The organism is Streptomyces fuscichromogenes, from assembly GCF_014645815.1.
In the GTDB taxonomy this organism is placed as follows: domain Bacteria; phylum Actinomycetota; class Actinomycetes; order Streptomycetales; family Streptomycetaceae; genus Streptomyces; species Streptomyces fuscichromogenes.
Genome location: NZ_BMML01000076.1, coordinates 1 through 5,795 on the forward strand (window position 1 = coordinate 1; position 5,795 = coordinate 5,795).

Genomic DNA, 5,795 nt, shown 5'->3' on the forward strand with positions numbered 1-5,795 from the left:
GGTGTGCTGGCGGGTCGTGGTGGGATGGTGTCGGTCGCGCTGCCGGTCGCGGAGGTACGGCCGTATGTGGAGCCGTACGGAGACGAGGTCGCCGTGGCGACGGTCAACGGGCCGCGTTCGACGGTGGTTTCCGGTGGTGTCGAGGCGCTGGACGCGCTGATGGAGCGGTGGGAGGCGGACGGGGTGCGGGCCCGCCGTATTCCGGTGGACTACGCCTCGCATTCGCCGTTCGTGGAGGAGATCCGTGAGGAGGTGCTGCGGCTGCTGGAGCCGGTGGCCCCCGTGACTGCACCGGTGGATTTCTATTCCACGGTCGAGGGCGCTGTCATCGACACGGTGGGGTTGTCGGGGGAGTACTGGTTTGGGAATCTGCGGCGGACGGTGGAGTTCGAGGACACGGTCCGGTTGTTGCTGGCGGACGGGTTCACGGGGTTTGTGGAGTGTTCGCCGCATCCGGTGCTGACGGTGGGGTTGCAGGAGACGTTCGAGGCGGCGGGTGCGGAGGGGCAGGCTGTCGCGGTGGGTTCGCTGCGGCGGGACGAGGGCGGGTGGGACCGTTTTCTGCGGTCGGCGGGCGCTGCGTTCGCGGGCGGGGTGCCGGTGGACTGGCCGTCGGTGGTGCCGCAGGACGGGCCGGTGGCCGAACTGCCCACCTACGCCTTCCAGCACCGCCACTACTGGCTGACCGTCCCCGACACACAGGGCGACTCCTCCGCCATCGGACAGACACCGGCCGAACACCCGCTGATCGGCTCCGTCGTCGAACTGGCCGGAACCACCACCACCGTCCTCACCGGACGGCTGTCCCTGCGCACCCACGGCTGGATCGCCGACCACACGGTCACCGGCCAAGTACTGCTGCCCGGCACGGCGTTCGTGGAGCTGGCGCTGCGGGCGGCGGACGAGGCCGGCTGCGACCGGATCGGGGAACTGACCCTGCTGGAACCGCTGGTGCTGCCCGAGCGCGGCGGCGTCCAGCTGCGCGTCGAGGTCGGCGAACCCGGCACCGACGGACACCGCACCCTGGGCGTGCACTCCCGGCCCGACACCGACGCCAAGGGCACGAACTGGACCTGCCACGCCACCGGCATCCTGGAGACGGGCACCCCGCCCGCCACACACACCCCGGACCTGACGGTGTGGCCGCCCGCCGACGCGCACGCCGTCGACCTCACCGACCTCTACCCCGACCTCGCCCAGCAGGGCTACGGATACGGGCCGGCCTTCCAGGGACTGCGCTCCCTGTGGCGGCGCGGCGAGGAGACGTACGCCGAGGTCGCCCTCCCCGACGCCCTGCGCGCCGACGCCGGCACCTTCGGCATCCACCCCGCGCTGCTGGACGCGGCCCTGCACGCGGTCCTCGCGACCGGCGGAGCGGGCGACGGGATCCGGCTGCCGTTCTCCTGGCAGGGCGTCACCCTGCGGGCGTCCGGCGCCCGGACCCTGCGCCTCGCCGTCACCCCGGCCGGAGACGGCGACACCGTCGCACTGACCCTCGCCGACCCCACCGGAGCCCCCGTCGCCACCATCGACACACTGGTGTGGCGGACCGCCGACCTGTCCCGGCTGGGCACCCCCGACATCGCCGACGCGCTGCTGTGGACCGACTGGACACCACTCGCGCCCGCCGGGACCGCCACGGCCGCCCCCGCCGCCCCCGCCGCCTGGACCCTGCTCGGCCCCGACCACCACGGCCTGGCCGCCGCCGGTGCCCCCGGACAGCGGTTCGCCGACCTCGCCGAGCTCACGGCCGCACTGGACGGCGGAACCGCCGTCCAAGGGCCCGTCCTCGCCGCGTGCCCGGCCCGGGACACCGCCGAGAACCCGGCCGCCGCCGCCCACACCGCCGTACACGACACCCTCGGCCTGGTGCAGCGGTGGCTGGCCGACGACCGGCTGGCCGGGCTGCGCCTGGGGCTGGTCACCCGGGGCGCCGTCGCCGCCCCCGGCACCGACCAGCTCACCGACCTCGCCAACGCCCCGGTGTGGGGGCTGATCCGGTCGGCGCAGACCGAGAACCCCGGCCGGTTCCTGCTCCTCGACGTGGACACGGACGAACGGTCCGCCGCCGCGCTGCCCGCCGCCCTCGCCACGGACACCGCCCAGCTCGCGCTGCGCGGCGGGGACGTCCTGGTGCCCAGGCTCGCCCGCGCGGCGACCGCCAAGGCGCTGGTACCGCCGCACGGACGGCCCTGGAAGCTCGACGTGGTCGGCCAGGGCATGCTCGAATCCCTCTCCCTGGTGCCCTGCGACGAGGTCACCAGGCCCCTGGGCCCGCAGGAGGTCAGGGTCGCCGTACACGCCGCCGGCCTGAACTTCCGCGATGTGCTCATCGCCCTCGGCGTCCACCCCGGCGACGCGGACATGGGCGAGGGCGCCGGAGTGATCACGGAGGTCGGCTCCGAGGTCACCTCGGTGCGCCCCGGCGACCGGGTCCTGGGCATGCTGCCCGGCGCGTTCGGACCGCTCGCCGTCGCCGACGCGCGCTGGGTGGCCCGTATCCCCGACAGCTGGTCCTTCGAACAGGGCGCCTCCGTCGGCATCGTCTACGCCACCGCCTACTACGGTCTCGTCACCCTCGGCGCGGTACGCCCCGGGCAGAGCGTGCTGGTGCACGCGGCGGCCGGCGGTGTCGGCATGGCCGCCGTCCAGCTCGCCAGGCACCTCGGCGCCGAGGTGTTCGGCACCGCGTCGGCCGGCAAGTGGCACGCGCTGCGCGCCTGCGGCCTGGACGACCGGCACATCGCGAACTCCCGCACCCTCGACTTCGAGCAGGAGTTCCGCGCCGCGACCGGCGGCCGGGGCATCGACGTCGTCCTCGACTGCCTGGCCAACGAATTCGTCGACGCCACACTGCGGCTGACCGCGGACGGCGGCCGGTTCATCGAGATGGGCAAGGTCGACATCCGCGACCGCGCCGAGGTGGCCCGGCAGCACCCCGGCGTCGACTACACCGCCTTCGACCTCATCCAGGTCGCGCTGCACGAACGCGACCTGTACCAGGAGATCCTGCTGGCCCTCGTCGGGATGTTCGACCGCGGCGACCTCACGCCGATCCCGGTCCGGCCGTGGGACGTCCGGGAGGCCCCCGAGGCCTTCCGCCACCTCAGCCAGGCCAAGCACATCGGCAAGGTCGTGCTGACCATGCCCCGCCGCTGGGACCCGCAGGGCACGGTCCTGATCACCGGCGCCACCGGCACCCTGGGCCGGCTCGCCGCCCGGCACCTGGTCACCGAGCACGGCATCCGGCACCTGCTGCTGGTCAGCCGGCGCGGCCCGGCCGCCGACGGCGCGGCGGAACTCGTCGACGGCCTGGCCGCACTCGGCGCCGAGGCCACCGTCACCGCCTGCGACGTCACCGACCGCGCGGCACTGGCCGCGCTGCTGGAGTCGATCCCCGCGAGCCGTCCGCTGCGCGCCGTGGTGCACACCGCGGGCGTCCTCGACGACGGCCTGGTCGGCGCGCTCACCCCCGACCGGCTGACGTCCGTGCTGCGCCCCAAGGCGGACGCCGCCTGGCAGCTGCACGACCTGACCCGGAACGCCGGCCTGACCCACTTCGTCCTCTACTCGTCCGTCATGGGCGCGCTGGGCAACGCGGGCCAGGGCAACTACGCGGCGGCCAACGTCTTCCTGGACGCCCTCGCCCAGCACCGGCACGCCCAGGGACTGCCCGCCACCTCACTGGCCTGGGGCTTCTGGAACGAACGCAGCGAGATGACCGGCGAACTCGACGAGACCGACATCGCCCGCATCACCCGCAGCGGCCTCGTCCCCCTCACCTCCGACGAGGGCATGGCACTGTTCGACGAGGCCACCTCCCTGAACGAGCCGTCGCCCACGGCCACCCGCCTCGATGTGGCCCGGCTCGGCACCCGGGCCGGGGCCGGCACCCTGCCCGAGATCCTGTCCGGCCTGGTCCGGGTCCGCGCCCGGCGCACGGCCGCCGCGGGCACCGCCCCCGAGGGCGGCACCGGCCGGTTCGCGGGGCTGGCCCCCGCCGACCGCGACCGCGCCCTGCTCGACCTGGTGCGCGAGCACGCGGCGACCGTCCTGGGCCATGCCTCGGCGGCCGCCATCGGCCAGGACACCAAGTTCAAGGTGCTCGGCTTCGACTCCCTGTCCGCGGTCGAACTGCGCAACCGCCTCGCCGAAGCCCTCGGCGTGCGGCTGCCGTCCACCGCGGTCTTCGACTACCCGACCCCGGCCGTCCTGGTGAACCACCTCAGGGGCCGGCTCTTCGGCGAGGAGACCGCACCCGCCGCCCCGGTACCGGTGGCCGCCGCCCCGGCAGGCGACGACGACCCCGTCGCCGTCGTCGGCATCGGCTGCCGGATGCCCGGCGGCGTCGACTCGCCCGAGAGCCTGTGGCGGCTGGTCTTCGACGGCGCCGACGCGATCGGCCCGATGCCCCGGGACCGCGGCTGGGACCTCGACAACCTCTACGACCCCGACCCCGACCGGTCCGGGAAGAGCTACGCCGTCGAGGGCGGCTTCCTCTACGACGCCCCGCGCTTCGACGCCGAGTTCTTCGGGATCAGCCCCCGTGAGGCAGCCGCGATGGACCCCCAGCAGCGACTGCTCCTGGAAACCGCGTGGGAGGCGCTGGAACGCGCCGGCATCCTGCCCGGCGACCTCACCGGCAGCCAGACCGGTGTGTTCATCGGCGCTCTGTTCCAGGAGTACGGCTCCCCGCTGCACGGCGTCGACGAGAAGGCCGACGGCTTCCGCCTCACCGGCAAGACCACCAGCGTGCTGTCCGGCCGCATCTCCTACTTCCTGGGCCTGGAGGGACCCGCCATCACGGTCGACACAGCCTGCTCGTCCTCCCTGGTCTCCCTGCACCAGGCCGCCCACGCACTGCGCCAGGGCGAGTGCACGCTGGCCCTGGCCGGCGGGGTCTCCGTACTGGCCACGCCCGGCATCTTCGCCGAGTTCTCCCGGCAGCGCGGACTCGCCACCGACAGCCGCATCAAGGCCTTCGCCGAGGCCGCCGACGGCACCGGCTGGGGCGAGGGGGTCGGCGTGCTCGTCCTGGAGCGGCTCTCCGACGCCCGGCGCAACGGACACGAGGTGCTGGCGGTGATCCGGGGCAGCGCGGTCAACCAGGACGGCGCGTCGAACGGCCTGACCGCCCCCAACGGCCCTTCCCAGCAGCGGGTGATCCGCCAGGCCCTCGCCAACTCCCGCCTCACCGCGGCCGAGATCGACGTCGTCGAGGCACACGGCACGGGTACGAAGCTGGGTGACCCGATCGAGGCGCAGGCGCTGATCGCCACCTACGGCCAGGAACACTCCGCCGAACAGCCGCTGTGGCTGGGCTCGTTGAAGTCCAACATCGGCCACACCATGGCCGCCTCCGGCGTCGCGAGCGTCATCAAGATGGTGATGGCGCTGCGCGCCGGGGTGCTGCCGCGCACGCTGCACGTGGACGAGCCGACCTCCCATGTGGACTGGTCGGCGGGGGCGGTGTCCCTGCTGACGGAGGAACGGGCGTGGCCCGAGACGGACCGCCCGCGCCGCGCGGCCGTCTCCTCCTTCGGGATCAGCGGCACCAACGCCCACCTCATCCTCGAACAGGCACCGGCGTCCGACACCCCGGCCGGGACACCGGACGACGGCGCCGTGCCCTGGGTGCTGTCGGCCCGCACGGATGAAGCCCTCAAGGAACAGGCCGCCCGGCTCCGCGAGTTCGTCGGGCTCCGGCCCGAACTCGCCCCCGCCGCGGTCGCACGCGCCCTGGTGACGACGCGGTCCACGTTCGAGCGGCGGGCGGTGCTGGTCGGCAGCGGGCG

At 74.2% G+C, this 5,795-nt stretch carries 1 protein-coding gene; it reads left to right on the forward strand.

Features of this window, described 5'->3' with window-relative positions; genetic code table 11:
• Positions 1-27: 27 nt before the first annotated feature.
• On the forward strand, positions 28-5,795 hold a 5,768-nt coding region (locus IEZ11_RS52165; protein ID WP_189269781.1), incomplete at its 3' end, for a type I polyketide synthase.